The sequence below is a fragment of the Nocardia sp. NPDC051052 genome (assembly GCF_044456045.1).
Taxonomy (GTDB): Bacteria; Actinomycetota; Actinomycetes; order Mycobacteriales; family Mycobacteriaceae; genus Nocardia.
Genome location: NZ_JBITFL010000001.1, coordinates 808,712 through 832,325, shown reverse-complemented (window position 1 = coordinate 832,325; position 23,614 = coordinate 808,712). Strand labels below are relative to the sequence as shown.

Below are 23,614 nucleotides of genomic sequence, written 5' to 3'. Positions count from 1 at the left end.
GCGGATCTGCACTCTTTCTCGGGATGCGCACTCGGAATAGGGCCTAGAGTCGGTGCGGATCCCGAGTGTGGGTGCGGATTTTGCGGCTTTGACCAGGGGTTGTTATTCGGTTCGGGTTGATAGGGCGCCGGACCGGAGGGTGACGATGGTGGCGCCTGCGATCGCGGTTGCGGTCACCACGATCGCGAAGGTTGTCGCGCCGCCGGTCAGGCCGATTGCGTCGCTGAGGAATCCGGCGCTCAGCGGCAGTACGGCCGCGGGGATGTACCCGCCGACATTCTGTGCGGCGTTCGCTTCGGCTAGACGACTGGCCGGGACGCTCGCGCTGATCGCGGTGAGGCCGCCGAATTGGCCGAGGCCCTGGCCGATTCCGGCCAGCACGGCGGCCGTTCCGAACAACGCGAGCGAGGAAAGCTGTAGCGATAGGAGCAGGGTCAGCATGCTTGCTGTCGTCGCGAGCGCGCCGCCGAGCAAGATCGTGCGCACCTGAAGTCGACGAACGGCGAACTGAATGCCGGTGGCGCCCAGGAACATCACGAAGGCCAAGCCGCCCGCGAGCACCCGGTTGGTCGCACCGAGCAGGTGCGCGAGCAGTGACGGGCCCAGCGACAGCACGAACGAGGTCGACGTGATCCCTGGCGCGAACACCGCGATACCGAGCAGCACGGCTGTCCGGCCGCCCGGCGCCACCGCGGGAATGCGCATCCACGGACCCGGCCCACCCACACCTTTCGGCAGATCCAGCCGGGCGACCACCACGAAAGCTGAGGCGAGCAGGGCGATTTCGAGGACGAAGATGGTCACCGTCGGGCCGGGCACGGTCTCCGACAGCACGCCGGACAGCAGCGGTCCGAACCCGGCGCCCAGCACCATCGCCGACGAAGCGGCCAGTGCCGCAGACCGTTTGCGCAACGGCCCACCCATATCGGTCACCGCCGCCATCCCCGCGGACACCGCCGCCCCCACCGCGATTCCGGTGAGCAGCCGCGCAACGGCAAGCACCGCAACCGAACTCGCGGTCGTGAACAGCACACAGGCCACCATCGCCAGCGCTATCGCGGGCAACAGCACCGGCTTGCGGCCGACCCGATCCGACACCACGCCCGAGACCAGCAGCGCACCGAGCAGCCCGACGATGTAGCTGGCGAAGATCGCCGTCAACGTGCCGGACGAGAAGCCGAGCTCGCGCTGCCACACCACATACAGCGGCGTCGCCGCGTTCGACAGCACGAATACGGCCATGACCGGCCACGCCGCCAGCCACACGACGCCGTTCTTCCCGCGCTCTTTCGGCACCGATTCTTGGTGCGCCGTCAGCGTCGCCATCCCGACCTCCACTAGTTCGACTTTTCTCGTACCGATACGATCGGAGTCGAACTTAACATCTAGTACGATAAAACACGTACAAGGCACTCATAGCCCCAGGAGACCCGCGATGCCCTCGGCCACCGATGTCCCCGACACCCGACTCCCCGAGCCGGACCGCGCCGAGCTACGACTCGACCACGTGCTCGCCGCGCTCAGCGATCCACTGCGGCTGACCATGATTCAGAAGCTGCTGACCGAATCCCCCGACACCGACCGCTCCTGCGGCTGGTTCGACATCGACCGGCCGAAATCGACCCTCACCCACCACTTCCGGGTGCTGCGCGAGGCAGGCGTGACCAGGCAGCAGCGCTACGGACTCGAACGCCGCAGCAAGGTCCGCATCGACGATCTCGACGCCCGCTTCCCCGGCCTGCTCGACCTGGTCCGCGCCTGGAAACCCGAGCACTGACGCCGAATTCCTGGCGGCCGAGGCCGAATCGTTTTGCGGCCGAGTTCGATCGGCGAAGGTAGGTACTACAGAACTTCCCGATCGACGATCTGCGCACCCTGTTCGAGGACAACTGCCACCGCCTGACCAGCGATCCCGCCTTCGGCCGCACGCACGTGCTGCAGCAGATCGGCAAGGCGGCGGGCAAGCCGACCGAGGCGAACGCGGTGATCCAGATCGGCATCATGATCGGCAACGCGGACGGCAACTTCGACCAGGCCGAGATCGCCGCCGTCCGCGAGGCCTGCCAGACGTTGCGGCTGAGCCCGCAGGACTTCGGGATCTGAGCCGAACCATCGGACGCTAGGATTCGCCTATGCGTTCGATTGATGTGGCCGAGCGACGAGCCCGGCTCGCCGTGCGGCACCGGCTCGCGGCGGCGACCCGCACCGATCAGGTCACCGAGATCGCCAAGTCGCTGGTGGTGTTGCACGCGACCGATCCGGCGACCGTGTTCCTGTCCGTCGGGGCCCGCAGTCACACGGTCACCCCGGTAGACGTGGAGCGGGCGCTCTACGACGAGCGAACGCTACTGCGCATGCTGGCGATGCGGCGCACCATGTTCGTCGCGCCGACCGAACTGGTCCCGGTGCTGCAAGCATCGTGCGCGGATGCCTTGGCGCACAAGCAACGTCGCACCTACGGCAAGTACATCGAGCAGGCCGGGGTCGTCGACGGCGACGTGTGGAGCTGGCTTGCCGAGGTCGAAGCCGAAACCCACGACGCGCTGCTCGCCAAGGGCGCGGCCACCGGCAGCCAGCTGAGCAAGGCCGTGCCCCGGCTGCGTACGCAGGTGAATACCGCTCCGGAGAAGGCCTATTCGAAGCCGACCAACATCACCACCTGGGTGCTGGTGACCCTCGGCTGCGAAGGCCGCATCGTCCGCGGCCGCCCGAACGGCAGCTGGACCAGCAGCCAATACACCTGGGAGCCCATCGAATCCTGGCTGCCCGCAGGCGTTCCGGCGCTGCCCACCGAACAGGCCCGCGCCGAACTGCTCCGACAGTGGTTGCGCGCCTTCGGGCCCGCGCCGATCACCGACCTCAAGTGGTGGACCGGCTGGGGTCTCGGCGAAGTCCGTAAGGCACTCACCGATCTCGACGTGGTCGAGGTCGACCTGGACGGCACCACCGGACTGCTGCTCGCCGACAACGCGGAACCCGTTGCGGCACCGGAACCTTGGACCGCGCTGCTACCCGCCCTCGATCCCACTCCGATGGGCTGGCAGTCCCGCGACTGGTACCTCGGCCCGCACGCACCGGCCCTGTTCGACACCAACGGCAATGTCGGACCGACCATTTGGTGGAACGGCCGCATCGTCGGCGGTTGGGCGCAGCGCGCCGACGGCGAAATCGTCTATCGCCTACTGGAAGACGTGGGCGCCGACGCGGTGGCGATGATCGAGGCGGAGGTCGCGCGCACTACCGAATGGTTCGGTGAGGTACGCGCCATCCCCCGCTTCCGCACCCCGTTGCAACGCGAACTGACCGCCTGATCACTCCGTGCAGCTCGCACCGGGCGGTGGCGGCGGCGCGGTGTCGACACCGGCCAGCACGTTGATGACGTAGTCCCGGGCCGCGCCATCCAACGGTTCCACGCCCTCGACCACCCGCTCGACGATGCAGATGCCCTGCTGCCAGGTCGGCCCGACATCGTGCAGTCCGGGTTGAATGCTCCCGTCCGGGCCCCGCTCGGTGACCACCGTGTACATCGAATACGGCTTGCCCGCCGCCGCCAACGCGTTCTTCAAATCGACCGAATACTGGTATGGCACATCGAAATCGAAGAGTCCGTGGATCAGGAAGGTGCGCTCGGCGTTCAGCTTCGGCGCGATGGCGACCAGTGAGCGGTCGGCGTAGGCCTGCGGACATTCCCGCGGTGTGCAGCCGCCCGCGTCATGCTCGATCTGCGCCCGCTGCGCCGGGAAGAACGCGCTGCTGAGGTTCCAGTAGTCGACGACGTTCGTCGGCGCGAACGCGTCGACCCAATAGTCGAACAGCCCGGCGGGTCCATACGCCAACGCCAGGCCTGCCGTCAGCCCGCCTTGGCTCCACCCCCACAGCACGGTCTTGCCGATCGACGGATGCTCGGCCTTGTACTGCTGCGTGAGAGCCACTGTGTCCTGCCAACCGGCCCATGGATTGAACTCACCGGGCTTCCACACACTGTTTTCGGAACGCTGATCCAGCGTCAGCAGCGCGGCTCCGGTGCGGCGAGCCATCCCCGCCATGACGTCGGGATAGGAAGCAGCCGTCTCGCTGTAGCCGTGCACCGCGACGATGAGGCTGAGCGGACTCACATCGCCGGGATCACACCGATAAGGCTCATAGACCCGCCCCGTCGCCGGTTCACCGTCCACAGTCGCCGCAACCGTCCGCACGGCCACGTCCCCGGCGCACTCCGGCTCGGCGGCCACCGACGGCGCAACCAGCCACGACGCAACCAGCATGGTCACGATCGACAACAACCACGCCAACGCGCGACGGCCACCAGTCATCGCCGCATAGTACCCAGCCACGGCAAATGATCGGCTAACAATCGGAGACCGCGGCCACCCGCACGGAGTCGGCCACGTCACCCCGCGAAGAATCCAGCACCACCCCATTTGGACAATTGATCATGAGGAACTGATGCTGGCATCGCCCGAGAGCCGAACAGCACCAGTTCCCCCTCGATTCAGCCAATCCGGCGGGCAAGGCAAGCCCACGCCGAGGCGGCGGATCACACCAAGGTCGCCCCGGTGACAAAGCGGGCGCGGCATCAAACGGCTCACGCCGCGCAGGTTGCGCCCGGTGGTGACGCGGGCGCGGTGTCGACACCTGCCAGCACATCGGTGACGTATTCGCGGGCTGCCCCGTCCAGCGGCTCGAGATCCGTGAGCAGCCGCTCCACCACACAGGCTCCTTGGAACCAGACCGGGCCGATCCAATGCGTACCGGGCAATACCACCCCGTCCGGACTGCGCCCGGTCACCACCGTGTACATCGAGTACGGTTCCCCCGCCGCCGCGAGCGCGGCCTTCAGGTCGAGTGAATGCTGGTACGGGACAATCGGATCCGCGGTGCCGTGCACCAGGAACACCCGTTGCGCGGTCATCTTCGCCGCGAGCGCCGCCGTGGACCGGTCCGCGTATGCCTGCGGGCAGACCGCGGGTGTGCAGTCTCCGGCGTCCCGCTCGATCTGCGATACTTGCGGCAGCCCAAACGCGTTGCCGAGATTCCAGTAGTCGACGGTGTTCGACGGTCCCGCGGTATCGACCCAATAGTCGAACAGCCCGGCAGGTCCGTAGGCCAACGCCAGCCCGCTGGTCATGCCGCCTTGGCTCCACCCCCACAGCACCGTCTTGCCGACCGACGGATGCTCGTTCTTGTACCACTGCGCCGTGGCCACCACGTCGTGCCAACCGGCCCAGGGATTCCACTCCCCCGTTTTCCACACACTGTCCCCGCCGCGCTGATCGAGCGTCAGCAACGCCGCACCGGCTCGTCGCGCGATCGAGGACATGACGTCCGGGTAGTCGCCGGACTTCTCGTTGAAACCATGTACCGCGATGATCAGCCGCTGCGGCGCGAGATCGCCGGGCGCGCACTGAAACGGCTCATAAGCCCACCCGTTCGACAGCTCCCCGTCGACGGCGACGGCGATCGGCCGCATCGCCACGTCCCCCGCGCAGCCGGGCTCGGCCGCCGCCGACGGCGCACCGAGCCACGACATCGCGAGCATTGTCACGATCGTCAGCACCGAGGCGAGCAGACGATAACCGCCGACGCGATTGCACTGTGTATCAACGGGAAAGCGGCCGAGACGAGACAACACATCTTTTGATCGCCACCCGAGATCGTTCCGCTACATATCCAAGCCCAGGTCCAGCACCCGCACCGAGTGAGTGAGCGCGCCGACGGCGAAATAGTCGACACCGGTCCCCGCGTATTCGGCGGCCACCTCGAGGCCGAGCCCGCCGGAGGATTCCAGCTTCGTATCGGGCGCCACCGCGTTGCGGCGTTGCACGGCGGCCTGGGTCTGCCACAGCGGAAAGTTGTCGAGCAGCACGAGTTCCACGTTTTCGGCGAGGACCGCATCGAGCTGTTCGAGGCTGTCCACCTCCACCTCGCAGGCGATGTCGGGAGCCAGCGCGCGCACGGCACGCAGCGCCTCGACCACCGAGCCCGCCGCGACGACGTGGTTGTCCTTGATCAGTGCGGCATCGCCGAGACCCATCCGGTGATTCACCCCGCCGCCGACCCGGACCGCGTACTTCTGCAGCGCGCGCAGACCGGGCAGGGTCTTGCGGCTGTCCCGGATCTTGCAGTTCGTGCCCGCGACCTCATCGACCCAGGCGGCGGTGGCGGTGGCGATCCCGGAGAGGTGGCAGACCAGGTTGAGCATGGTGCGTTCGGCGGTGAGCAGGCCGCGGGTCGGCGCGACCACGGTGAGCACGGATTGACCAGGGGTGACCCGGGTTCCGTCGGCGACGCGTCCGGTGATCTCGTAGTTCCCCGCGCCGATCACCTCGTCGAGCACCAGCAGTCCGACGTCGAGCCCGGCCACCGTCCCCGGCTGCCGCGGCACCACCGACGCCTTGACTACCGCGTCGGCGGGCACCGTCGCCGCGGTCGTGATGTCCGGGCCGTACCGCAAGTCCTCATCGAGCGCGGTCCGGATGAGGGCAACTACCTCATCCTTGTCCAACCCGCTATCCAGAGCCATCAACCACTCCTCTATCTACTCGTACGTACCGGGATCGAGTGGCACACCGTGGCCTGTGTGCCGCCACCATGTGCCACTCGCCGACACCGGTCTGGTTATTGATCGAGCCGAGGGCGACCGTCCGCGTCCAGCACTACCGGCATGCTGTGGCGGAGGCGGTCGTCGGGCTCGGGGTGATCGGAACGGGTGTGGCAGCCGCGACTTTCGGTGCGGGCGGAGGCCGCGAGCAGCAAGGCGCGCGCTGTGAGGGTGAGCGCGGCGTCCTCGATTCCCGCGATGCGCGTGGCGATCTCCTCGGATGCCGCTTCGCGCACTGTCTCGCGTTGCGTCACTGCGTCTTTCATGCGCTTGATCGCCTCGTCCAGCCCGGCGCGGTCCCGTACGACCGAGGCATGGTCGGTCATCAGCTGCTGCAACACAAAGCGATCCGCGCGTTCGGTGACCCGAGTAGGTACATCGGTCACTCGAACTCGCGCGCCGAGACGTTCGGCGGCCGCCACACCGACACGCTCGCCCACGACGAGACCTTCGAGCAAGCTGTTGGACGCCAACCGATTAGCGCCGTGCAGGCCGGTTCGCGCGACCTCGCCCGCGGCATAGAGACCGGGCACCGCTGTGCGCCCGTGCGGGTCGGTCACCACGCCACCGCATTGATAATGCGCCGCTGGAGCGACCGGAATCAGGTCGGTCCCCGGATCTATGCCCGCGGCACGACAGGAGGCGGTGATCGTCGGGAACCGTTGCGGGAAGCCGTCGATGGCCCGCGCGTCGAGGTAGACGTGGTCAGTACCGAGCGCACGCATCCGAGCCGCGATAGCCCGTGACACCACATCACGGGGAGCCAGATCGCCACGCGGATGGACCCCGGCGGTCACCGAATCTCCTTCGGAATCCACCAGAATGCCGCCCTCACCGCGCACCGCCTCGCTGATCAGCGGGCGCCGTCCGAGCCCACCCGGCGTGTACAACACGGTCGGATGGAACTGCAGGAACTCCAGATCGGCCACCGCGGCACCGGCCCACAGCGCGAGCGCGACGCCGTCGGCGGTCGCGCCGGGCGGGTTGGTGCTGAGCGCGTAGAGCTGGCCGAGACCGCCGGTCGCCAACAGCACCGCCGGTGAGTGGATCACGCCGAATCCCTTGTCCGACACCGCAAGCACGCCCTGAACGCCGTCGGATCCGGTGAGAATCTCGCAGGCCGCCGCGCCGAACAGCACCGGCAACCCGGCCGCGTTCAACGCCCGCTGCACCTCCGCACCGGTGGCGTCACCGCCCGCGTGGATGATGCGCCGGGTGCTGTGCCCGCCCTCGCGAGTTCGCGAAATCTGCCCGTCCCGTCCGAGATCGAACACCGCGCCGAGGTCGGTCAGCGCCGCCACCGCCGCCTGCCCGCCCTCGACGATGGATCGCACGGCATCGACATCGCACAGCCCGGCACCGGCCTCGACGGTGTCGTGCACGTGTGATTCCACCGAATCGCCTTCCGGCGCAACAACAGCGATCCCGCCCTGGGCGTACTGCGTCGACGTATCGGTGGCGCCGCCTTTACTCAGCGTGAGCACCCGCAGCCCGCGCAGCGACGCGGTCCGCGCCGCGGTCAGCCCGGCGACGCCGCCGCCGACGACCACTAGATCGGCGTCGGTTTCCCAGCCGATCGACACCGAGGTCATGCCTCGATGCCGTTCCGCGCGTGGCGTGACCGCCGGACCACGGCGGCCCAACTGCTTGTTCCGGTAACCGGATCGGCCGCGGCCTTCCGGTCGATCGACACTGGGATCATGACCCGTGCCTCCCTATCAGTGCCAAGGCGAGAACGGTTGCCCGGCGGGCGCCTCGGCTTGCGCCGGGCCGACCGCCGAGTTCGTCGCGCCGACGAGCTGTCCGACCACCACCGCGAGGGCGGCGGTCATTCACCACCGCCCGGCGTGCCGATCTCGATCATTCGCTGCACCGAATTACGTCCGCGCGCAGCGGTTTCCAGATCGACGTGGACCTCGTCGCGGCCCTCGACCAGGCAGCGCAGCAGTGCCGCCGGGGTGATCATCTTCATGTACTTGCACGAGGCCCGGTCGTTCACTGCCTGGAAGTCGATGCCGGGGGCGGCCTTTCGCAGCTGGTGCAGCATGCCGATCTCGGTGGCGACCAGCACCTGGGTCGCCTGGCCGCGCTGCTCGCGCACCTGCTTGGCCGCGTCGATCATGCCGCCGGTGGACAGGATGTGCACCCGCTCGGCCGGGAACGCGCCCTCGCCCGCCAGGTACAACGCCGAAGTGGCGCAACCGCATTCGGGGTGCACAAACAGATCCGCGTCCGGGTGGGTGCGCGCCTGCTCGGTCAGCTCGTCGCCGTTGATGCCTGCGTGCACGTGGCACTCCCCGGCCCAGATGTGCATGTTCTCCCGGCCGGTGACCCGCTTGACGTGCGCGCCGAGGAACTGATCCGGCAGGAAGAGCACCTCGCGGTCCGGGTCGATCGAGGCGACCACATCGACCGCGTTGGACGAGGTGCAGCAGATGTCGGTGAGCGCCTTCACTTCCGCGGTGGTGTTCACGTACGACACCACCACCGCGTTCGGGAATTCGGCCTTCCAGGAACGCAAGTCGTCCGCGGTGATGGAATCCGCGAGCGAGCAGCCTGCCCGCTGATCGGGAATCAGGACGGTCTTGGCGGGGCTGAGGATCTTCGCGGTCTCGGCCATGAAGTGCACGCCACAGAACACGATCGTGTCCTCGGGCGCCTCGGCCGCGATCCGGGACAGTGCCAGCGAGTCGCCGACGTGGTCGGCCACGTCCTGGATCTCCGGCAACTGATAGTTGTGCGCGAGAATCGTCGCGTTTCGTTCGCGGGCCAGTCGCTTGATCTCCTGTGCCCACTCGGGGGTCGCTTCGACACCACTGAAACCCGACGGCCCGTCGAACACCTGCCCCATCAGCGGAGGCGCCAGTTTCGCACCCATCGTCGCCATGATGGCTCCCTTCGTCGTGCGAGTGGCTACTCCGCCGATTCGCACCAAACCAGGTTTTCGACTTATAATCGAAAACGTGGCCCATAGTAGCACTCTCCACGAATCGCTCACCGCGGTGTTCCAGGTTCGACGCTTCCCCGCGAACATCGCCGCAGGTCCCAGCCCTGCCGACGCTGGAAACGAGGTAATCGGTCGGTGCCGACCTGGGCAGCGGACCGAATTGGCGGTGCTGCTCTGGGAGCGCGCCCTCGACCCGCAAAAGGGCACCTGGTCCCTCCCTGGCGGCCGTTTGCGCGACGACGAGGACCTCGACACCTCGGCCCGCCGCCAGCTCGCCGAGAAGGTCGATGTGCGCGAACTGGCCCATCTCGAGCAGTTGTCGGTCTTCAGCGCCCCCGACCGCGTTCCGGCCCCGCGCCGCATCGCCTCGGCCTACCTCGGCTTGGTCCCGCTGACAGCAGACCCGCGGCTACCCGCCGATACCGCCTGGCACCCGCTCTCCGCGCTGCCGCCCATGTCCTTCGACCACGGCACCGTCGTCGACCACGCCCGCACCCGCCTGGCCGCCAAGCTCTCCTACACGAATATCGCGTTCGCGCTCGCCCCCGCCGATTTCACCATGTCCACGCTGCGCGAAATCTACTGTGCCGCACTTGGTTACGATGTGGACACGACGAACCTGCAACGAGTCCTCAGCCGCCGCAAGGTAATAACGCCCACCGGCAAGACCCGAGCCCCTGGCCGTGCGGGCGGCCGTCCCGCGGCCGTCTACCGCTACACCGACTCCGGCATCCGAGTCACCGACGAATTCGCCGCCCTGCGCCCACCGACCTGAAACGGCTCACGATTCGGCGATCGTCTTGCGATGCTTACTCCCCCGCCGATAGCGCCGCTTGTTCGCCACCGGTTGCGCGGCACTACTGCGCCGCAACGCATCTCGTCGCCGCCAGGCAACCAGATCGGCCCGCTCCCGCACCTGCGTATCGGGCAGATCCGCCGCCGACTCGTGCTCGTTCACCACCGGACCTCCTTCCACAGGTCTACTCAGCTAGCCGGTCGACGGTACCCCCACCCCCAACCCCCGCTCCACCCAATTATTCCGGCTGATCAGCCGGCTCAGGCGGTTTTCATCTGTGGCTGCGGTGGCGGGGTCGCGGTGTGCGTGAACAGCCGGTTGATCCCCCAGAAGAGGAGCTCCACCAACCAGAACAGCACCAGGAAGACCTGCACGACGATCGCTGGAATCGCCAGGAACGCGATGGATGGCACGGCGATGAGCACCCAGGTGGCCACGTCGCCGGGGCTTGCGCCGCTCAGGCCGCTGCCCAATCGCACTGCCGCCCACATCATCCAGCGGCGCGGCACCGCGACCCCCAGTTCACGCAGGCAGCGCCGGAAGATCCCGTCGGCGTCCGCGATGCTCACCGCGTGCGAGCTGCGCAGGAAGTCGTGCAGGATGGCGGCGCGGGTGTAGGCGCCGTAGCGGGGAACGAGCCACACCAGGGCTCGGGGCACCGAGGCGAAGTCCGTGCGGAACCCCGCGGGGATCACGAATTCCTCGGAACTCCCTTGATAGACGAGCGGTTCGACCACTCGCCAGAACTTGGCGTCGAGTTCCTCGACGATTGGCCCGCTACCGACGAACGCCACGACCCGTTCCTCTCTGAACGCACAGCGTGTCCCGCAATTCTAGGCTCTTTTGGTACGCATGTGCCGTCCCGCGGGCAACGGTTCGGACAACGCCTCAGCGGTGGGGACGAGTCTCCGGCAACGAACCGGAACCGGCCTCCCTGGCCAGCTCGTAACTACCGTAAGGGAGCGGGCCGGTGCCCGCCGGGTACGACGCGGCGCCGTACGGTCCGAACGCGCCTGCCGCATCGAACGATCCGGTCGCGACGGCGGTGCCCGCGCCCAGATCTTCCGACGAATTCAACGCGGCGAAGAACAGCACCAGCAGCGAGGCCAGCAGCGGCTGCACGACCAGCGCCAGCCAGGTACCGACCTCGGTCGGCAGCTCGACGATCTGCCCGATCGGCGGATCGTGCGGCCGCGGGTGATACCACTCGGCGACCTGCTCGCCGAGGCGCGCCATCACCACGGCGCCGATCAGCGAGCCGACCAGCAACCCGATCAGCAACAGCGGCCCGCGCACCCCGCGCCACCGCCATGCGGCGACCGCGCTGAGCACCCCGGCCACCGCACCGAAGCACACGAACATCGCCACCGCGTCGAACTGGTGCCCGCTCTCCCCGGTCAGCACCGCACCCCGGCCCGGCTCGACCACGAACAGCTGCTCGGTTGGCGCGAGCAGACCCCAGCCGACACCGGCCAGCGCGCTCACCACGATCACGGCGACCGCGATCACCGATGCGGCGCGCACCTCGCGCCGCATCCCGCTCCGCGACGCCTGCACTAGCGCAGTTCCAGACTGGCCGCGTCGATCACGCCGTGCCGGGAACACTTGGCCCACCAGCCGTCGGGGCTCACCTGCACGATCATCCGGCGACCGCAGTGCTCGCAGAAGCGCGGCGGCTCCAGGCCGAGCGCGGCGGCCGCGGGCACGGCGTCGTCGAGGCCGGGCACGATCCGTTTGCCGGTGAACGGGTTGTAGCGCTCGTCCATGCCCATGACATTACTCATGGGTCTCCCTAAAGGGTTTCGTTGAGCGCCTTGATCGGCATCTTCAATTCGCCGAGCAGATCGAGATCCGCCTCGGCGGGCCTGCCGAGGGTGGTCAGGTAGTTGCCGACGATCACGGCGTTGATCCCGCCGAGGATGCCCTGCTTGGCACCGAGGTCGCCGAGGGTGATCTCGCGACCGCCCGCGAAGCGAAGTATGGTGCGCGGCAAGGCAAGCCGGAACGCGGCGACCGCGCGCAACGCGTCGGCGGCGGGCAGCACCTCGAGGTCGCCGAACGGGGTGCCCGGGCGCGGGTTGAGGAAGTTCAGCGGCACCTCGTCGGGCTCGAGCTCGGCCAGGTTCGCCGCGAATTCCGCACGCTGCTCCAGGCTTTCGCCCATGCCGAGGATGCCGCCGCAGCAGACCTCCATGCCCGCCTCGCGCACCATCCGCAGCGTGTCCCAGCGCTCTTCCCAGGAGTGCGTGGTGACCACGTTCGGGAAGTGCGAGCGCGAGGTCTCCAGATTGTGGTTGTAGCGGTGCACGCCCATGGCGGCGAGCTGGTCGACCTGGTCCTGGGTGAGCATGCCGAGCGAGCACGCGACCTGGATGTCGACCTCGTTGCGGATCGCCTCGACGCCGGCCGCGACCTGCGCCATCAGCCGCTCGTCCGGGCCGCGCACGGCGGCGACGATGCAGAACTCGGTGGCACCGGTCTTCGCGGTCTGCTTGGCGGCCTCGACCAGGCTGGGGATGTCGAGCCAGGCCGCGCGCACCGGCGACTGGAACAACCCGGACTGGGAGCAGAAGTGGCAGTCCTCCGGGCAGCCGCCGGTCTTGAGGCTGATTATGCCCTCGACCTCGACCTCGGGGCCGCACCACTTCATCCGTACGTCGTGCGCCAGGGCCAGCAGTTCTTCGAGGTGGTCGTCGCCGAGGCGGAGCACCTCGAGGGTCTGCTCCTGGGTCAGGCCTTCGCCGCGGTCGAGGACTTGGTCGCGGGCTACCTCAAGGATCCCGGGGGTGGCGGACGGCGGGGTGGCTGAGTAGGTGTCGACGGAAGCCTGGGTCACTGCACGAATCCCTTCGGTCGGCCGAGGTGGCCGGGCAACTTGAACGGTGTTCAGGCTAGGATAGACGGGACAGTGAGTCAAAACACTGCGAGCCGGGTACGTCACCCGCGACGGGGGCCACACGGGGCGCCGACGGTAACCTGCGTAGCCACGACGGCGGCCGCGAGCGCCGCCATCGGACAGGGAAGGAATTCGGGTGCAACTGCACAGAGCGGACGTGGTCGACGGCGCCGTCGCGATCCTCGATCAGTACGGTCTCGCCGACCTGACCATGCGCAGGCTGGCCGGCTCGCTTCAGGTGCAGCCCGGCGCGCTGTACTGGCACTTCCCCAACAAACAGGCTCTGCTCGGCGCGGTCGCGGACAAGATCCTGCTGCCGATGGAAGACCCGATCGTCGCCACCGAATGGTCCGGCCAGGTCAGCGAATTGGCGCACCGGCTGCGCGACTGCCTGCTCGCCTACCGCGACGGCGCCGAATTGGTCTCGGCCACCTACGCGTCCAGGCTCACCACCAGCAAGGGCCGGGAACGCCTGGCCAGCGCGGCCATTCGCGCGGGCATGCCACGCCCCGAAGCCGAACTCACCTCGTTCACGCTGCTGTACTACGTCCTCGGCCAAACCGTCGACGAACAGTCCAGGATGCAGATGGATTCCGCTGGCGCCCTCCCCGACGACGAAACCCCGATCGACGAAACCCCCGACCCCACCGCACGTTTCGACTTCGGCCTGCAACTGTTCATCGCAGGCGTCCGCCACCTGCTCGGCTCCCGCGTCCGCTGAACTCGCCGCACATGTTCTAACCCGGGTGTTCTCCCGAAGACGAGGCGCGCTCAGGGCGATGTGCGCGGCCCACCGCGGAGCACCGGCGTGGGACAGCCTGTGCTCCTGCGGGACAGGCGGTTTCGGTGGCCCTGCGCCTCACTGGGCCAGGGCCGGGTGACGGGACCTGCCCGCCGGGCGCGGCAGGCCGAGGTGGTCACGCAGTGTGGTGCCGGTGTACTCGGTGCGGAACAGGCCGCGCTCCTGCAGGATCGGCACGACGGTCTCGGCGAACACCTCCAGTCCGCCCGGGTAGTACGGCGGCATCACATTGAAACCGTCCGCTGCCCCGCTACGGAACCACTCCTCGATGGTGTCGGCGACCTGTTCGGGGGTGCCGGCGAACACCCGATGCCCACGCGCACCGGCCAGCTTGTGCAACAACCCGCGTACCGTCGGCCGCTCGCGCTGCACGATGCCCGCGACGACCTGCAGGCGACTGCGGGCATTGTCGGTGACGTCACCGGCGTCGTCGAACAGATCCACCGGAACCGTCTCGTCGAGCGGAAGGTGACGCAGGCTCTTGCCGACGATGTTCTCCAGTTGCGTCAGACCGTATTCCGGCACGGTGAGCTCGTTGAACTCGCGCTCCAGCCGCTTGGCCGCCGCCTCGGTATCGCCGATGAACGGGCTGATGCCGGGCAGGATCTTGACGTGTTCCGGGTTGCGGCCGAAACCCTGTGCCTGCGCTTTGATGTCGGCGTAGAACGCCTGCGCGTCCTCGAGCCGCTGGTGCGCGGTGAAAATCGCCTCGGCGTATTTGCCCGCGAACGAACGGCCCTCGTTGGACGCACCCGCCTGCACGAGCACCGGATAGCCCTGCGGCGTGCGCGGCGCGTTGAAAGGTCCACGCACTCTCAAGTGTTCGCCGACGAAGTCGATCGGGTGGATCTTGTCCGGATCGGCGTATACCCCACTCTCCTGGTCCAGCAGGATGGCGTCGTCCTCCCAGCTGTCCCACAGCGCGACCACGGCATCGACGAATTCCCGTGCTCGTGCATATCTTTCGGCGTGGTCGGGATGCTTGTCGAGACCGAAGTTGGCGGCGGCCAGGTCGGTTCCGGTGGTGACGATGTTCCAGCCTGCCCGGCCGCGGGAGAGGTGATCCAGCGTGGAGAACAGCCGCGCCAGGTTGTAGGGCTCGTAGTAGGTGGTCGACGCGGTGGCGATCAGCCCGAGACGCGTTGTCGCCGCGGCGATGGCGGTGAGCAGGGTGATCGGTTCCAGGCCGGAGCCCGCGTTGTGCTTGACGTTGGTGCGCAGCGCGGGCCCGTCGGCGAAGAACACGGCGTCGAGTTTCGCGGCCTCGGCGGTGCGGCCGATCTCCTGGTAATAGTCGACGTCGTAGATCCGGCCGGGCTGGCTGTCGGGATGCCGCCAGGCGGCCTCGTGGTGACCGCCGGGGTAGATGAACGCGTTGAGGCTGAGCTGCCGCGGAGTACTCATGAGGCTTGCTTCTCTTCTACGTGGTGGCTCGGCAAGTGGTCGGTGCCGACGCCGAGGCTGGCGAGCAACAGTGACCGCTGCCGGACGAAGGCCGGATCACTGTGTGTGCGTGGATGTTCCAGGTCGATGCGCTGGTCGATGGCGATGCGGCCCTCGTCCAGCACGAGCACGCGATCCGCGAGCAGCACCGCCTCGTCGACGTCGTGGGTGACCAGCAAAACGGCGGGTCGGTGCTTGGCGCACAGGTCTTGCAGCAGCCGGTGCATCTTGATCCGGGTGAGCGCGTCGAGCGCGCCGAACGGTTCGTCGGCCAGCAGCAGCTCGGGCTCCCGCACCAGCGAACGAGCCAGCGCGACCCGTTGCTGTTCGCCGCCGGAAAGCTGCCTGGGCCAGGCCTTTTCCCGACCCGCAAGGCCCACCTCGGCGAGCGCGGCGCGACCGCGCTCGGCGGCGCCGGGCCCGCTCAGGCCGAGGGTCACGTTGTCGAGCACGCGAATCCAGGGCAGCAGCCGCGAATCCTGGAACACCACCGCACGTTCGGCGGGGACCGTCAGTTCGCCCGAGCCAGGGACGGCGTAGTCCAGTTCCGCGAGCGCCCGCAGCAGCGTGCTCTTGCCCGAACCGCTACGCCCGAGCAGGGCAACGAATTCCCCGCGCGCGATGTCGAGATCTATGTCGCGCAACACGACCCGTTCACCGAACCCGCGCCGCAATTCCCGCGTGCGGACGACGCTCAGTCCCCCAATGTCTGTCGCCATGACAGCGCCTTCCTTTCTACCGCGCGCACGGCGAGATCGCCGAAAAGTCCGAGCAGGCCGTAGATCACGAGCCCGACCACGATCACGTCGATCTGCCCGTAGGTGCGGGCCTGGGTCATCAGGTAACCGATGCCGCTGGTGGCGTTCACCTGCTCCACCACCACCAGCGCCAACCAGGCGATGGTGACCGCGAGCCGCAGTCCGGTGAAGAAGCCGGGCAACGATCCGGGCAGCGCGATCCGGCGAATGAAACCCCAGCGCGAAAGGCCAACCGTCTGTGCGAGTTCCACATATCTGGAGTCGACACTGCGTAAGTAGGCGTGCGTGTTCAGATAGATCGGAATCGCCACGCTCGTCGTGATGACGACCAGCTTCATCTCCTCGCCGATGCCGAACCACACGATGAACAGCGGGATCAACGCGAGCGTCGGAATCGCGCGCTTGATCTGAATCGGCCCGTCCACCAACGCTTCACCGATCCGGCTGAGGCCGGCGACCATCGCGAGCACCAGCCCGATGAGGACACCGATGGCCAGTCCGATACCGGCACGCTGCACCGAGGTGAGCAGATTGGATTGCAGCCGACCGTCCGAGATCAGGTCACCGGCGGTCGCGGCGACCGTCCACGGCGCGGGCAGCGTCTCCGGATCCAGTGTGCCGGAGGCGGATCCGAGCACCCAGGCGAGGATCAACAACGTCGGCCCGATGGCGGCACCGAACGGAATCGGTCGTCCCGGTCCGAGCCGTGGCCGGGCGGGCTTGCGTTTGGCCAGCACTCGCGCCGGTGCGTGATGGCGGCCGAGCCGGTGCCATACTCCGGCGTCCAGCGTGGCCATCAGCGTTCCTTCGGTGCGAACGCGGCGCCGCTCGCGGTAACCGCCTCGGTGATCGCGGCGTCGAAACGCACATCGAAGCCGTTGGCCGCCTGTACCTTCTTCGGCAGCTCACCCGCCTTGCCGATGGCGTCGATGGTGGCCTGCTGCCGGTCGATGAGCTGCTGATCCAGGTGCGGGAAAACGAAGGTGCCCAGCGAATCCACGATGCGCTTGGCGTCCTCGGGACTGACCTTTTGGTTCTCCACGTAGTACTTGCGCGCCCACTCCTCCTGATGGGTGTTGGACCATTGGAAGGCGCGCACGAAGGCGCCGACGAGGGCACGCGTCGCGGCGGCCTTGGCGGGATCCTGAACCACCGCCCGGCGCGCGTACAGGTAGCCGAGGCCACCGTAGATTCCGGTGGTCTGGGCATCCGGGATCAGCGAGGCGCCCGGAGTCCGCAGCAACCGAGTGACATTCGGCTCGACCAGCGGCGCGACGTCGACCTGTCCGGTGCGTACCGCGTCGAGGAACTCCGCGAGCTGCAGCCGGGTCAGTTGTACGTCACCGGGTTTCAGCCCGGCACCGGCCAACGCGCGCAGCACCGCAGCCTGCTGCGCGGTGCCCTCGGCGTAGGCGATCTTCTTGCCCTTCAGATCGGCGAGCGTGGTCACCGATTTACCCGGTGCCACCGCGAGTTTCAGTGCGGTGGGGCTGGTCTGGTAGGCGGCCACGATCGGCACGTCCTGCCCGGCGATCAGCGCGTGGATCGGCGGCACGTCGCCCACCGGCGCGACGTCGGCCGCTTCCGCGCGGAAGGCTTCGAGGATGGCCGGGCCGCCGGTGAAGTTGGCGAACTCGACCTTGAACGGCAGCTTGTCCAGCTCGCCGGACACCCGGAGCACCTGCTGCAGCCGCTCGGACTGGTCGGCGACAACCAATTTGGTTCCAGCTGGAACTTCAACGGGCAGTGGCGTGTCCGCGGCGACGGGACCGACCGGCTTGTCCTTGTTCGCGCAGCCGGTGAGTCCGAGGGTCGCAACGGTAGCCACGGCGAGCAATGCGGCGGTGGTGCGGCCATGGCGGCCGAACAAGAACGTGCGGGGTCGGTACATACACGGATTCAAACAAGACAAAAACGGCCCGAACACCGTTTGTCTCAGGCTGGTTCGAACTGCTCTACCAGGCGGCTACCTCGGCGCCGCCGCGAGCGGCGCATCCCGGACCTGCGCCTGGAAGCGCTGGATGAACGGCACTATCTGCTGTTCGATGAACGTGTTGTATTCGCGCGGGCGCTGCATCGGGTTGGCGTGCCCGGTGTTTCGCGCGAGCACCACCGACAGCGTGCCGTCCACGCCGCCGGACTGCTCGATCAGCACCCGATGCGAGTACTCGACATCGACCACCCGGTCCGCGTCCGGATCGCGCGGGCGGATGAAAACGATGGCGGGACGCGGCTTTCCGTCGGCGGGCGCGGCCAGCGCCCGCAGATCGTTCGTCGCACCACCGGCCACGATCGCGGTGAACTGCGCCTCGATCAGCCCGTTGCTCGCCGCGTTGCGCGAGAAGATCTTCTCCCGCAACACTTCCCGGAGCACCTCGCCGAGCTTGGCGAAGCGGATGCCGGGCGGCACGCCATCGCCGCCGTGCCAGACGAAACGGTCGCGGCGCGCATAGGTTTCCACCGCGAGCCGCAACAGCCTGCTCTCGCGCGCACCGGGCAGCCAGCGCATCCAGCGCACCATGTCCTCGCCCGCGCCGCGGCTCTCTGGACGGACCGCGTTCAGGTCCACCGGGGTGCAGTCCAGGATCACCCCGACCAGGCGGCGATCGCTGTCGAGGTGCACGTGTTTGGCGACCTCCAGCGCGATCACGCCGCCCATGGAGTGCCCGACCAGCACGATGTTCTTCAGTCCGGACAGCTCGGCGGCGCGCACGATCAGGTCGGCGATCACCTTGGTGTCGATACCTTCGTTGTCGTAGCGGATGGCCCACACCACGCCCATGCCGCGCAGCGAGGGCAGGGCGGCGGCGGTCGCGCTGGCGTCCAGGCCGCCGAGGCCGACCATGTCCACCACCACGGTGTCCCAGTTCTTGGGATCGGTGGGCGGGGCGACGGGCAGGATCGCGGGGTCGGTGCGGGCCAGGCGCGCTTGTTCGGGTGCTACGTCGAAGGTCAGGTACTGGGCGAAGACGACCAGTACGGCGGCGAGCAATACGACCACCCGCAGGACTGCCGACCTGGTCCGGCGCAACGTCTTCCACTCGTGCCACAGGTTGGTGTCCCGTAGCCGGGTTTTGCGTCGCGCGTCGTCCCAGTCCGAGACAGTGGACGGGTGCCGGTCGTCGAACGGCGACATCTATCCCACCGTACGTAAGGGGATGGACGGCTGCCATTCCACTCGCGACCCGGCGGCGGGTGTTAACCCGACCGACCGGTAGAGTTCTGCCGTCATCCCTGGCAGGTGCGAGAATCCGGTGCAATCCCGGAACGGTCGCGCCACTGTGATCGCCCTCACGGCGAGAGTCAGACCTCCCCTGCCGGACAACTCTGGAGAGGCCGCGACTTTGCCTGTGGAGCACTACCGATGAGCCGCGTCCGCGCAACGCTCATCTTCCCGGTCCTCGGGGCGCTGCTGGTCTGCGCGATGATTCTCGCGACCGGTTTCGGCGCGGAAACCCTGCCGGTCTCTTCGGTGTTGGAGGTGCTGCGGCACCGCGTCACCGGGCAGACCCCGACCGACTTCGGCCTCGACACCATCGTGTGGCAGCTGCGGGTGCCGCGCACGGTGCTCGCCGCGATCGTCGGCGCGGGGCTGGCGCTGGCCGGGGCCGCCATGCAGACCCTGGTGCGCAATCCGCTCGCCGATCCCTACCTGCTCGGGGTGTCCTCGGGCGCGGGTGTCGGTGCGGCGGCGGTCATCACCTCCGGGCTGTTCGCCGGTGCCGGGGTGTGGGCGTTGTCCGGCGGGGCGCTGGCCGGCGCGTTCGTCGCGGCGGGGCTGGTGTTCCTGATCGCGGTCGCGCAGGGCGGACTGACACCGCTGCGGCTGGTGCTCACCGGCACCGTGCTCGGCTCCGCGTTCGCCGCGTTGAGCAGCTATCTCATCTTTCGCCGCCCCGACCCGGCGGCCGCCCAATCGGTGTTGTTCTGGTTGCTCGGCAGTCTCGCGGGAGCCGACTGGACGCGAATCGCGTTGCCGCTGAGCGTGGTCGCGCTCGCGGGTATCGCGCTGCTCCTCGCGAGCGGCTGGCTCGACGCGCTCACCGTCGGTGCCGATACTGCCGCGTCGCTCGGCGTCCCTGTCAAAGAACTGCGCATCGGCCTGTTCCTGCTGCTCGCGGTGTTGGTCGGGGTGCTCGTCGCGGTGTCGGGCGGCATCGGCTTCGTCGGCCTGGTGGTGCCGCATGCCGCTCGCCTGCTGGTCGGCCCGCGCCACCGCAGCCTGTTGCCCGCCTGCGCCCTCTGTGGCGCGCTGTTCCTCGTGGTCGCCGACGCGGCAACTCGAATCCTGGTCCGCCCCACCGAGATCCCGGTCGGCGTGCTGACCGGCCTGATCGGTGCCCCCGCGTTCCTGATCCTGATGGGACGACGACGTTATCGGTTCGGTGAATCATGAACGGCCGCAACCACCGTCAGCCGGACGCCCACCAACCCGAGCACGGTCGCGCCGCCGGAACTCTCGAGAGCTCCGCGGGTGGGCTGTACGCAACCGTGTCGAATGAGTGTGGGACGAAGGCGGACGGAGAGGCCGAAACCCGCGGTGATGCCGGGACGTTGGAGGTGCAAGGGCTCGCGTGTGCCGCTGGGCGACGGACCGTGGTCACCGACGTGACCTTCGCGATCCAGGCCGGGGAGACGATCGGCATCGTCGGGCCGAACGGCACGGGTAAGACAACGCTGCTGCACACCCTTGCCGGAGTGCGGCGACCGGTGCGCGGGCAGGTGATCGTGAACGGCCAAGTGCTGCACGAATTGTCGTCGCGGCGGCGGGCGCGAACCGTGGCGATGGTGGCCCAGGACGAGCGCCCGCCCGCCGACCTGCGCGTGGGCGAGGTGGTGGCGCTGGGACGCACACCATACCTGCCGCCGTGGGGTGCCGGTTCGCCGCCCGAACAGCAGGTTGTCCAGGAGGCGCTGGCCACGGTCGACCTGGCCGGATTCGCCGACCGCCCGGTCCACCGACTCTCCGGTGGCGAACGCCAGCGCGTACTGCTTGCCCGCGCACTCGTGCAGAACACCCCGGTCCTGCTCCTCGACGAGCCGACCAATCACCTGGACATCACCCACCGCCTCGAACTCCTCGCCCTGGCCCGCACCCTGAACCGCACCGTCGTCATGGCACTGCACGACCTCGCCCTGGCCGACCGCTACTGCGACCGAATCCTGGTGCTGCACAACGGCACCGCCCATGCTCTCACTCCGCCCGCCACCGCGTTGGCCCCCGAGGTGGTCGACCGGGTCTTCGGCGTCCGCGCCCTCCGCGTCCCGCACCCCGAAACCGGCGACCCCCACCTCCTGATCACGCCCCGCGAGCCGGCCCAATGACCCCGGTCGCCCAGACGTGGCTGACAACTGACCAGGACAGCACCGCCCGCCCTTCGCGATCCGACTCAGGCATATCCCGCCGATCGCACCCACGCCCCGGCACCCCCACTGGCGGGACCGCACAGCGGACCTACCCACTACTCGCCACCGCCACATACCACTGGCCCCCGCCCCAGCACGCCCACGAACGAGACCTCACGGCAGAACTCCCCGCGATTCGCCGCCACCATGTCCACTGGCCCCCGCCCCAGCACGCCCACGAACGGGACCTCATGGCGGAACTACCGGCGATTCGCCGCCACCATGTCCCGCTCGCACGCGTCCGGCGCGCGGCGTCCGGCGCGCGGCGTCCGGCGCACGGCGGTCTTTGTCGCGATCGGCGCAGCTGCGTCCCGTTGGCGGATGACTACTCGAACTGTTGGTTTCCTCGAGAGGCGAATTCATGAAGCACACTTTCCGAGTGTTGGTCGCGGTCGCACTGGCCGCTGCGGTGGCCGGGTGTAGCGCGCAGAAGACGACCGCGGGGGATCTCACGATCCGCAATTGTGATGTGGACGTGCGGTTTCCGGCGCCTGCGAAGCGGTTGTTCGTCAATGACGGGAACATGATCTCGATGGCGCTCGCGCTCGGCGCGCAGGACCAGGTGGTCGCGGTGTCGAGTGTGCAGCGGGACGCGGACACGTTGCGCAGACACTACGGGCCGGTGGTCGATCAGTTGAAGTCCGTTGCGCCGGAATACCCTTCGCGGGAGACCGTGCTGGCGCAGGGGCCCGATGTGATGGTCGCGGGGTGGAACTATGGGTACGACGAGGCCAAGAATCTCACCCCGGAGTCGTTGAGCAAGGCTGGAATCGCGGCTTACACACTCACCGAAAGCTGCCGTCAGCACAATGGCGAGCGTCCGCGCGGCATCGTCGAGCCGTGGACCGCGCTGCGTGACGACCTCACCAACCTCGGCGCCATCACCGGACGCACCGACCGTGCCGCCGCGGTCACCGCCGACCTGGACCAGCGGCTCGCGGCGTTGAGCGGCGCACCGCAGGCCGAGCGCAAGCCGACCATCTTCCTGTTCGACAGCGCCACCGACTCGCTGATGTCCAGCGGCAGTTTCGGTGCGCCGCAGGCGATTCTGGACGCCGCGGGTGGCCGCAACGCGCTCGGCGACGTGCCCGACACCTGGACCAGGGTGTCCTGGGAGCGCCTGGCCGCCGCCGACCCCGACGCCATCATGTTCGTCGACTACCCGCCGCAAACCTTCGCTCAGAAGGTCGACGCGCTACGCGCCAAGCCCGGCGTCAACCAGCTCCGCGCCGTCACCGCGGGTCGCTTCCTCAACCTCCCCTACGCCATGTGGACCAGCGGGCCGCTCAACATCGACGCCGCCGAACAGATCCGCAAGCAGCTCGAACGCTGGAACCTCGTCCCCGCCTCCCCCATCCAGCCCCGCACCGACGACACCATTCGCTGACGCGCCACACCATTCAGCCCGCCGCGTAGAGGTTCGCTGGATGCGCACGTCTTGCCATTGAATTCGTGTGCGCGCCGAGGATCTGTGCGCGGCATACGGCCGAGCTACCGCTACCCGACGGTGCCTGTTTCGGCGAGGGTGGCGAGCTTGGTGAGGGACATGCGGTAGCCGAGTTCGTTGTCTTCCGGGGCGACGCCGTCGGGCAGCCCGGCGTGCACCGCGTCGATCTCGGTGCCGCCCTCGATGTCGGTGAGGGTGTAGGTGATGGTCTGCTCGCCGCGCATGGCCGGATCGTCGGTCTCGAACTCGACGATCTGGACCACCTGTTCGTCCGGCACCAGCCGCGCGAAATGCCCGTGGAAGGTGTCGGTCTGCGCGGTGGTCTTGCCGGTGCCGGTCGGCTCGTCATAGGTGAGCGAGATCCGGTAGACCCCGCCTTCGCGTGCGTCGAACTCGTGCACCTCGCTGGTCATCCCGGTCGGCACCATCCATTGGCGCACCGCCTCGGCGTCCAGCAGCAGCCGGTAAACGGTGGCCCGCGGCGCCCGCACCTGCCATCGAATCCTGGTCGTGGTCAC

24 protein-coding genes, 1 pseudogene and 1 riboswitch are annotated in these 23,614 nt (G+C 68.3%); of the genes and pseudogenes, 8 read left to right on the top strand and 17 right to left on the bottom strand.

Annotated features, from left to right (window positions below; translation table 11 throughout):
- Window positions 1–102 precede the first annotated feature (102 nt).
- On the bottom strand, window positions 103–1,326 hold the full coding sequence (locus tag ACIBCN_RS03720) for an MFS transporter (RefSeq protein ID WP_396989903.1): 1,224 nt from the start codon (window positions 1,324–1,326) through the stop codon (window positions 103–105).
- 109 nt (window positions 1,327–1,435) lie between these two features.
- Here ACIBCN_RS03720 and ACIBCN_RS03715 point away from each other — a divergent pair, with 109 nt between their 5' ends.
- The 3 genes and pseudogenes from ACIBCN_RS03715 to ACIBCN_RS03705 all read left to right on the top strand — a co-directional run bounded on the left by ACIBCN_RS03715 (window position 1,436) and on the right by ACIBCN_RS03705 (window position 3,311).
- Window positions 1,436–1,777, top strand: coding sequence for an ArsR/SmtB family transcription factor (locus ACIBCN_RS03715; RefSeq protein WP_396989902.1), 342 nt, complete (start codon window positions 1,436–1,438; stop codon window positions 1,775–1,777).
- A gap of 62 nt (window positions 1,778–1,839) precedes the next feature.
- Window positions 1,840–2,103 (top strand): annotated as a pseudogene (locus tag ACIBCN_RS03710) (tellurite resistance TerB family protein); the annotation flags it as partial.
- Between the two features lie 29 nt (window positions 2,104–2,132).
- A complete protein-coding gene (locus ACIBCN_RS03705; protein WP_396989901.1) occupies window positions 2,133–3,311 on the top strand; it encodes a winged helix DNA-binding domain-containing protein in 1,179 nt (392 codons plus the stop codon).
- On the opposite strand, the gene ACIBCN_RS03700 is transcribed toward ACIBCN_RS03705, so the two are convergent.
- From ACIBCN_RS03700 to nadA, 5 genes are all read right to left on the bottom strand, one after another.
- Entirely contained in the window at window positions 3,312–4,313 is a 1,002-nt protein-coding gene (locus ACIBCN_RS03700) for an alpha/beta hydrolase family protein (protein WP_396989900.1), read from the bottom strand.
- A 272-nt stretch (window positions 4,314–4,585) separates the two neighbouring features.
- On the bottom strand, window positions 4,586–5,539 hold the full coding sequence (locus ACIBCN_RS03695) for an alpha/beta hydrolase family protein (RefSeq protein WP_396989899.1): 954 nt from the start codon (window positions 5,537–5,539) through the stop codon (window positions 4,586–4,588).
- Between the two features lie 123 nt (window positions 5,540–5,662).
- Complete coding sequence (gene nadC, locus ACIBCN_RS03690; RefSeq protein WP_396989898.1) at window positions 5,663–6,523, bottom strand: carboxylating nicotinate-nucleotide diphosphorylase; 861 nt, start codon at window positions 6,521–6,523, stop codon at window positions 5,663–5,665.
- Window positions 6,524–6,618: 95 nt separating this feature from the next.
- Window positions 6,619–8,193: an L-aspartate oxidase gene (locus tag ACIBCN_RS03685; protein WP_396989897.1), complete on the bottom strand. Its 1,575-nt coding sequence runs from the start codon at window positions 8,191–8,193 to the stop codon at window positions 6,619–6,621.
- A gap of 236 nt (window positions 8,194–8,429) precedes the next feature.
- Entirely contained in the window at window positions 8,430–9,488 is a 1,059-nt protein-coding gene (gene nadA / locus ACIBCN_RS03680; RefSeq protein ID WP_396989896.1) for a quinolinate synthase NadA, read from the bottom strand.
- 76 nt (window positions 9,489–9,564) lie between these two features.
- On the opposite strand from nadA, the gene ACIBCN_RS03675 reads away from it, so the two are divergent.
- The gene (locus ACIBCN_RS03675; RefSeq protein ID WP_396989895.1) at window positions 9,565–10,323 is read left to right on the top strand and encodes an NUDIX domain-containing protein; all 759 of its coding nucleotides are present in this window, start codon (window positions 9,565–9,567) and stop codon (window positions 10,321–10,323) included.
- 6 nt (window positions 10,324–10,329) lie between these two features.
- On the opposite strand, the gene ACIBCN_RS03670 is transcribed toward ACIBCN_RS03675, so the two are convergent.
- From ACIBCN_RS03670 to bioB, 5 genes are all read right to left on the bottom strand, one after another.
- Entirely contained in the window at window positions 10,330–10,506 is a 177-nt protein-coding gene (locus ACIBCN_RS03670) for a hypothetical protein (protein WP_396989894.1), read from the bottom strand.
- A 98-nt stretch (window positions 10,507–10,604) separates the two neighbouring features.
- On the bottom strand, window positions 10,605–11,138 hold the full coding sequence (locus ACIBCN_RS03665) for a DUF1353 domain-containing protein (RefSeq protein ID WP_396989893.1): 534 nt from the start codon (window positions 11,136–11,138) through the stop codon (window positions 10,605–10,607).
- Window positions 11,139–11,232: 94 nt separating this feature from the next.
- A complete protein-coding gene (locus tag ACIBCN_RS03660; RefSeq protein WP_396989892.1) occupies window positions 11,233–11,880 on the bottom strand; it encodes a DUF2567 domain-containing protein in 648 nt (215 codons plus the stop codon).
- Window positions 11,881–11,900: 20 nt separating this feature from the next.
- A complete protein-coding gene (locus tag ACIBCN_RS03655; protein ID WP_357391300.1) occupies window positions 11,901–12,128 on the bottom strand; it encodes a hypothetical protein in 228 nt (75 codons plus the stop codon).
- Window positions 12,129–12,136: 8 nt separating this feature from the next.
- The gene (gene bioB / locus ACIBCN_RS03650; RefSeq protein WP_396989891.1) at window positions 12,137–13,180 is read right to left on the bottom strand and encodes a biotin synthase BioB; all 1,044 of its coding nucleotides are present in this window, start codon (window positions 13,178–13,180) and stop codon (window positions 12,137–12,139) included.
- A gap of 196 nt (window positions 13,181–13,376) precedes the next feature.
- On the opposite strand from bioB, the gene ACIBCN_RS03645 reads away from it, so the two are divergent.
- Window positions 13,377–13,961 carry a TetR/AcrR family transcriptional regulator C-terminal domain-containing protein gene (locus ACIBCN_RS03645; protein ID WP_396989890.1) on the top strand — a complete coding sequence of 195 codons (585 nt, stop codon included), beginning with the start codon at window positions 13,377–13,379 and terminating at the stop codon, window positions 13,959–13,961.
- 138 nt (window positions 13,962–14,099) lie between these two features.
- Here the strand turns inward: ACIBCN_RS03645 and ACIBCN_RS03640 are convergent, their stop codons facing one another.
- From ACIBCN_RS03640 to ACIBCN_RS03620, 5 genes are all read right to left on the bottom strand, one after another.
- Window positions 14,100–15,446, bottom strand: a complete 1,347-nt coding sequence (locus tag ACIBCN_RS03640; RefSeq protein ID WP_396989889.1) for an LLM class flavin-dependent oxidoreductase — start codon at window positions 15,444–15,446, stop codon at window positions 14,100–14,102.
- Window positions 15,443–16,204 carry an ABC transporter ATP-binding protein gene (locus tag ACIBCN_RS03635; protein ID WP_396989888.1) on the bottom strand — a complete coding sequence of 254 codons (762 nt, stop codon included), beginning with the start codon at window positions 16,202–16,204 and terminating at the stop codon, window positions 15,443–15,445. Before ACIBCN_RS03635 ends, ACIBCN_RS03640 begins: the two co-directional genes overlap by 4 nt.
- Window positions 16,180–17,040 (bottom strand): ABC transporter permease, encoded by an 861-nt coding sequence (locus ACIBCN_RS03630; protein WP_396989887.1) that lies wholly within the window; start codon window positions 17,038–17,040, stop codon window positions 16,180–16,182. Before ACIBCN_RS03630 ends, ACIBCN_RS03635 begins: the two co-directional genes overlap by 25 nt.
- The gene (locus ACIBCN_RS03625) at window positions 17,040–18,134 is read right to left on the bottom strand and encodes an ABC transporter substrate-binding protein (protein ID WP_396989886.1); all 1,095 of its coding nucleotides are present in this window, start codon (window positions 18,132–18,134) and stop codon (window positions 17,040–17,042) included. The genes ACIBCN_RS03630 and ACIBCN_RS03625 overlap by 1 nt, the downstream gene beginning before the upstream one ends.
- Before the next feature lie 75 nt (window positions 18,135–18,209).
- On the bottom strand, window positions 18,210–19,379 hold the full coding sequence (locus tag ACIBCN_RS03620; protein WP_396989885.1) for an alpha/beta fold hydrolase: 1,170 nt from the start codon (window positions 19,377–19,379) through the stop codon (window positions 18,210–18,212).
- A 114-nt stretch (window positions 19,380–19,493) separates the two neighbouring features.
- A riboswitch (cobalamin riboswitch) is annotated at window positions 19,494–19,551 on the top strand.
- Window positions 19,552–19,607: 56 nt separating this feature from the next.
- Here ACIBCN_RS03620 and ACIBCN_RS03615 point away from each other — a divergent pair.
- From ACIBCN_RS03615 to ACIBCN_RS03605, 3 genes are all read left to right on the top strand, one after another.
- Window positions 19,608–20,639, top strand: a complete 1,032-nt coding sequence (locus ACIBCN_RS03615; protein ID WP_396989884.1) for a FecCD family ABC transporter permease — start codon at window positions 19,608–19,610, stop codon at window positions 20,637–20,639.
- The gene (locus tag ACIBCN_RS03610) at window positions 20,636–21,568 is read left to right on the top strand and encodes an ABC transporter ATP-binding protein (protein ID WP_396989883.1); all 933 of its coding nucleotides are present in this window, start codon (window positions 20,636–20,638) and stop codon (window positions 21,566–21,568) included. The genes ACIBCN_RS03615 and ACIBCN_RS03610 overlap by 4 nt, the downstream gene beginning before the upstream one ends.
- Window positions 21,569–22,010: 442 nt before the next feature.
- On the top strand, window positions 22,011–23,036 hold the full coding sequence (locus tag ACIBCN_RS03605; RefSeq protein ID WP_396989882.1) for an ABC transporter substrate-binding protein: 1,026 nt from the start codon (window positions 22,011–22,013) through the stop codon (window positions 23,034–23,036).
- Between the two features lie 110 nt (window positions 23,037–23,146).
- Here the strand turns inward: ACIBCN_RS03605 and ACIBCN_RS03600 are convergent, their stop codons facing one another.
- Complete coding sequence (locus ACIBCN_RS03600) at window positions 23,147–23,614, bottom strand: SRPBCC family protein (protein ID WP_396989881.1); 468 nt, start codon at window positions 23,612–23,614, stop codon at window positions 23,147–23,149.

Coding starts and splice junctions, on each gene's coding strand:
- ACIBCN_RS03720 (WP_396989903.1), bottom strand. CDS start 1,326: ATGGCGACGCTGACGGCGCACCAAGAATCGGTGCCGAAAGAGCGCGGG.
- ACIBCN_RS03715 (WP_396989902.1), top strand. CDS start 1,436: ATGCCCTCGGCCACCGATGTCCCCGACACCCGACTCCCCGAGCCGGAC.
- ACIBCN_RS03705 (WP_396989901.1), top strand. CDS start 2,133: ATGCGTTCGATTGATGTGGCCGAGCGACGAGCCCGGCTCGCCGTGCGG.
- ACIBCN_RS03700 (WP_396989900.1), bottom strand. CDS start 4,313: ATGACTGGTGGCCGTCGCGCGTTGGCGTGGTTGTTGTCGATCGTGACC.
- ACIBCN_RS03695 (WP_396989899.1), bottom strand. CDS start 5,539: ATGCTCGCGATGTCGTGGCTCGGTGCGCCGTCGGCGGCGGCCGAGCCC.
- nadC (WP_396989898.1), bottom strand. CDS start 6,523: ATGGCTCTGGATAGCGGGTTGGACAAGGATGAGGTAGTTGCCCTCATC.
- ACIBCN_RS03685 (WP_396989897.1), bottom strand. CDS start 8,193: ATGACCTCGGTGTCGATCGGCTGGGAAACCGACGCCGATCTAGTGGTC.
- nadA (WP_396989896.1), bottom strand. CDS start 9,488: ATGGCGACGATGGGTGCGAAACTGGCGCCTCCGCTGATGGGGCAGGTG.
- ACIBCN_RS03660 (WP_396989892.1), bottom strand. CDS start 11,880: ATGCGGCGCGAGGTGCGCGCCGCATCGGTGATCGCGGTCGCCGTGATC.
- ACIBCN_RS03655 (WP_357391300.1), bottom strand. CDS start 12,128: ATGAGTAATGTCATGGGCATGGACGAGCGCTACAACCCGTTCACCGGC.
- ACIBCN_RS03640 (WP_396989889.1), bottom strand. CDS start 15,446: ATGAGTACTCCGCGGCAGCTCAGCCTCAACGCGTTCATCTACCCCGGC.
- ACIBCN_RS03635 (WP_396989888.1), bottom strand. CDS start 16,204: ATGGCGACAGACATTGGGGGACTGAGCGTCGTCCGCACGCGGGAATTG.
- ACIBCN_RS03630 (WP_396989887.1), bottom strand. CDS start 17,040: ATGGCCACGCTGGACGCCGGAGTATGGCACCGGCTCGGCCGCCATCAC.
- ACIBCN_RS03625 (WP_396989886.1), bottom strand. CDS start 18,134: ATGTACCGACCCCGCACGTTCTTGTTCGGCCGCCATGGCCGCACCACC.
- ACIBCN_RS03620 (WP_396989885.1), bottom strand. CDS start 19,379: ATGTCGCCGTTCGACGACCGGCACCCGTCCACTGTCTCGGACTGGGAC.
- ACIBCN_RS03615 (WP_396989884.1), top strand. CDS start 19,608: ATGAGCCGCGTCCGCGCAACGCTCATCTTCCCGGTCCTCGGGGCGCTG.
- ACIBCN_RS03610 (WP_396989883.1), top strand. CDS start 20,636: ATGAACGGCCGCAACCACCGTCAGCCGGACGCCCACCAACCCGAGCAC.
- ACIBCN_RS03605 (WP_396989882.1), top strand. CDS start 22,011: ATGAAGCACACTTTCCGAGTGTTGGTCGCGGTCGCACTGGCCGCTGCG.